Origin of the sequence: Sphingobium sp. (assembly GCF_049304695.1) — a bacterium.
In the GTDB taxonomy this organism is placed as follows: Bacteria; Pseudomonadota; Alphaproteobacteria; order Sphingomonadales; family Sphingomonadaceae; genus Sphingobium.
Genome location: NZ_JBAQOK010000033.1, coordinates 1 through 3948, shown reverse-complemented (window position 1 = coordinate 3948; position 3948 = coordinate 1). Strand labels below are relative to the sequence as shown.

1 protein-coding gene and 2 pseudogenes are annotated in these 3948 nt (G+C 63.9%); 2 read left to right on the top strand and 1 reads right to left on the bottom strand.

Going from position 1 to position 3948, the window contains the following annotated elements; all coding sequences use genetic code 11:
• Positions 1-126: 126 nt before the first annotated feature.
• Positions 127-2712, bottom strand: a pseudogene (locus tag WA070_RS05095) (Tn3 family transposase); the annotation flags it as partial.
• A gap of 128 nt (positions 2713-2840) precedes the next feature.
• Here WA070_RS05095 and WA070_RS05090 point away from each other — a divergent pair.
• Together WA070_RS05090 and WA070_RS05085 are read left to right on the top strand one after the other, a co-directional pair.
• Positions 2841-3446 (top strand): recombinase family protein, encoded by a 606-nt coding sequence (locus WA070_RS05090; protein WP_021226800.1) that lies wholly within the window; start codon positions 2841-2843, stop codon positions 3444-3446.
• Positions 3443-3948: pseudogene (locus WA070_RS05085) on the top strand (hypothetical protein); the annotation flags it as partial. The gene WA070_RS05090 and the pseudogene WA070_RS05085, both read left to right, overlap by 4 nt.

Genomic DNA, 3948 nt, shown 5'->3' with positions numbered 1-3948 from the left:
CAATACCAGCGCACCGCCCACAGGATCACATCACCCTGGAAATGGCGCCACTTGAAATCCGTCATCGTTCCGTCCGTCCAATCTCCGCCAAGCATGCTCAAGCTTCACGATTTTTGCAACAGAGCCGTCGAACCAGCGCAACGTGAACAGCGTGCGCTCGATCCGTCCTACCTCGCGGAGCGCCGCGGCGAGGCTGTTCTGCTGGCGGTAGGCGGATAGCTTTTTGAGGATCAGCGAGGGCGTAACGGTGCGATCACGCATCGCGCCGATGACGCGTTCGATATCCGGCCAGTGGCTGACGATCAGATCCCGGTTGAGCCTGTGACCGAACAGTGGCGCAAGCCTGCCATAGCGCTTCGAAGGTTCGAATGCGTAGAGGCGCCGGTCGGACAGGCGAGGAATGCGCGGCTCGAAATCGAGCCCGAGGAGATGCATCGTTGCGAACACGATGTCGGAAACGCCGCCTCCATCGACGTGCAGCGCGGTCAGATCGGCGTTGCTGTCATGGCCGAGGAGCCCATCGAGCGCATGGATGGCTTCTCCTGCCGTGCCGGCGATCACCGTCTGGTGCAGCGGCGCGTAGCGGTCGGTGATGGTGGTGTAGATCTTGACCACTGGGTCGCGACCATAATGGGCGTTGACCGCTCCGCCGGCTTCGCCCGGCCCGCCCAGGTAGAAGGCCTGGCCATCCGCGGAAGCCCGGTGTCCTTGCCCAAACCAGGCGGCGATCGGCTCGGCGTGGATGGCGTCGGTCAGACAGGCGAGCGCCGCCCGAAAGGTTTCCTCGCGCATGTGCCATGTCTGCATGCGCAGCAGCGCGCGGCGTGACCCTGCGCCGCATACCTCGGCCATGCGCGACAGCCCAAGATTGGTCGCTTCGGCAATCAGAGTGGCGAGGAAGGCCTGCTCATCGCCAGGCGGCAACCCGGTCGAGACGTGCCCGAAGTGCTGGGTGAAGCCGGTCCATCGTTCGACCTGCGACAGCACGTCGGTGATACGCGTGGCAGGCAGCATACCGTAGCAGGCAAGCGTCAGATGCCGTCCTTCGTCGTGCCCGGCATCATCGTCCTTCAGTTCCTTGGGGAAGCGCAATCGCTCGCCAGCGAACAGGGCAGCATCACGTCCGGCCAGATTCTGGGCGACGTCGCACAAGGCTTTGTCGAGTTGCGCGGCGCGCTGATCGAGCCATGCGTGTGGATCACCGAGCGAGAACACCGGTTGCAGCGCTGCGCCACTTGATGGCGCGAGCAGCACCTCCAGCGACCTGTGCAGCCGTGACCTCGGCACCCAGATATCACCCGATGCCAGTGCATTGGCGAGCGCCCCGTAGGTGGCCATCTCCCAATGCGTCCGGTCGATCTTGCCGGCGACCACGACATGGCGGTGCCAGCGCCGCTCGACATGACCGAGCGGAACGTCGGCAGGGAGCGGCTTGCGCCAGTCGCCATCAAGATCCGACAGGACCGTCATCGCATTGCGCAACGCCGCGGTGCCGGCCCGGCCGTGGAAATCGAGCGTTTGCAGGAATAGAGGTCCTATTCGTTTGAAGGTCCGGTATTCGGCTGCGATCTCGCTCAACACATCGTCCCTGTGAGGTGCCGCGGTACGACGGATGATCGCGGCATCGGCATCGAGCATGTCGAGAGGCACGATATCCCTGAGGGCCGCGCCGATATCTTCACCGGTGCGTGCTACCCGGCTAACTGTTTCCAGCACGGTGGCGATGCGCATCAGTCGGTCACGGCCTTCGCGTCCCGAAATCGCGATTCCCTGTTCCAGGCGTTTGCGGGCACGAAGGTGAGCGCGTCCCATCAAGGCGCCGAACATGGCGATCGCCGCGTCGGTAAGCGTGGCTTCCATCTCGCGCAGCGTAGCAAGCAGGATGACCCGCCTGCGGGAGGCGCGCATCTGTTGGAAGGCCTGGGCGGTATAGCGCACGCCTTCGCGGGCGAACTGCGTCATGCGTGGCTCGTGCAGGGGATCGACCGGAACACAGGAAATTCCGGTCCTGCGGATCAGAGCGACCTTCTCAAGGATTTCGGCGAGCGAGGCTGACGCGACGCGGGGCTGTGGTTCGCGCAGCCACGACAAGCGGCTCTGTCGATCATGCACCTTCTCATCGACCAGCGTATCGAGGCGCTGACGCATATCCGCATCGAGTTTATCATGGATTGCAGCGACCAGATCGGTTTCCACCCGCAGCATCGCCTCGGCCGCCATCCGCTCGACTACGCTGATGCCGGGGATAACGATGCGCCGCGTGCGCAGCTCGTCGAGCAGTCGATCGAGCAGAATACGCCCGTCCACGATGGGCATGGCTTCGATTTCCAGCCAGGTCATCATGATACCGCGCGCTGGCCGGCTCAGATCGGTGAAGCCGAAGCGCGCCTTGATGGCGGCAAGCTGATCGTAGCGGGTCGGCGCTCGCCGCGCGAAGTCGGCGATGGCGCCTGCATCCACCCCGACCTGCTCGGCGATATGGTCGAGCATGATCGCAGGCAACAGCTCGCCTGCGCGCAGATGCCGCCCCGGAAAGCGGAGGCAACAGAGTTGCAGGGCGTAGCTCAACCGGGTTGCCGGAGTGCGCGCGGTGCCGATTGCAGCAAGGTCCTCGGCATCGAGGCCATAGTGTCGCACCACCGCCGCCTCGCTGTCGGGCAAAGCAAGCAATGCGGCGCGCTGCCGCTGGGTCATCGGAATACGTGCGGGCATGTTTCATCCTTCAAAAACCTCTTGCCTTTTGCCCGCTTAATGAAAGAGGATTGTGAAAGGCCCAAGGCTGCGGAAATTGGTGCATCCTGTTTCCACCTCCGGATACGGCCGTTTGTGAAAGAAGCTGGATGACGCGCGAATCCTATCTGATCGGCTATGCCCGCGTGTCGAAGGGCGACGACCAGTCGAACGCCACGCAGCGGCGCGCGCTCGACGCGCTCGGCTGCAAACGTGTATTCGAGGAGACCGCTAGCGGCGGGCGATGGGACCGACCCAAGCTCCTGGAGATGATCGGGCAGTTGCGCGAGGGAGATGTCGTCGTCGTCTGGAAGCTCGACCGGCTGTCGCGCAGCCTGAAGGACATGCTGCACATCATGGAGCGGATCGAGCTCGCGGGAGCGGGCTTTCGTTCGTTGACCGAAGCGATCGACACCACCACCGCGGCAGGGCGGATGATGATGCAAATGGTGGGAAGCTTCGCCGAGTTCGAGCGGGCCATGATCCGCGAACGCACCAGCGCCGGCCTTGCCCAGGCACGTGCCGAAGGGCGGATCGGCGGACGACGGCGCAAGCTCGGCGACAAGCAGCGTCGCGAAATCGCCGAATCCGTCACCTCCGGTCGCAAGTCCGGTGCCGAGATGGCACGGTTGTACGGCGTCAGCGAACCCACGGTCTCGCGCATCGTCGCCGCGCACCGCCAGCAATTCAGTCAGCAGCAGAGGGAACAGGCATGAAGCGTGGTCACGATCTGTCCGGCGTCATGAAGTTCGCCACCTCGCCGGCCTGGGGCGAGCATCTGGGCGAGGCGCTCGGCGATCATCTCGGTCTGGCGATGGAGGAGTTCGACTTCGAAGCGGACGAGCTGGCAGACATCGTCGGCGATCATTGGGCCGGCGTGTTGTGGGGATGCGCGTTCGAGGATCTGCTCACGCGCACCATCGAACCCGGGGACCGGAACATTGTTGATGACTATATTCGGCGCCGGGGTTGGAACGAGAGCGGCTCGACCAAAATCTACCTGCGTGCCCTTCGATCGTCGGTGATGAGCCTCTACGAAGTCAGCGAGGTCGAGCCCGGGAGCGGCTTCCTTGTGCGCGACCTGATCCAGGGGGCTCTGTTGCAAAGATTGGCGGCAGTCAGAGGTAGGCTGTCGCTCTGCGCCGATCAGGCGGCTGCTGCGAAATGGTGGTTGAGCATGCCCATGGCCTCCGTCAGCGCCGAGGGCCCAATGCCAAA

Excerpts from the sequence above, each read along its gene's own strand:
- WA070_RS05090 (WP_021226800.1), top strand. The coding sequence starts at position 2,841 with ATGACGCGCGAATCCTATCTGATCGGCTATGCCCGCGTGTCGAAGGGC.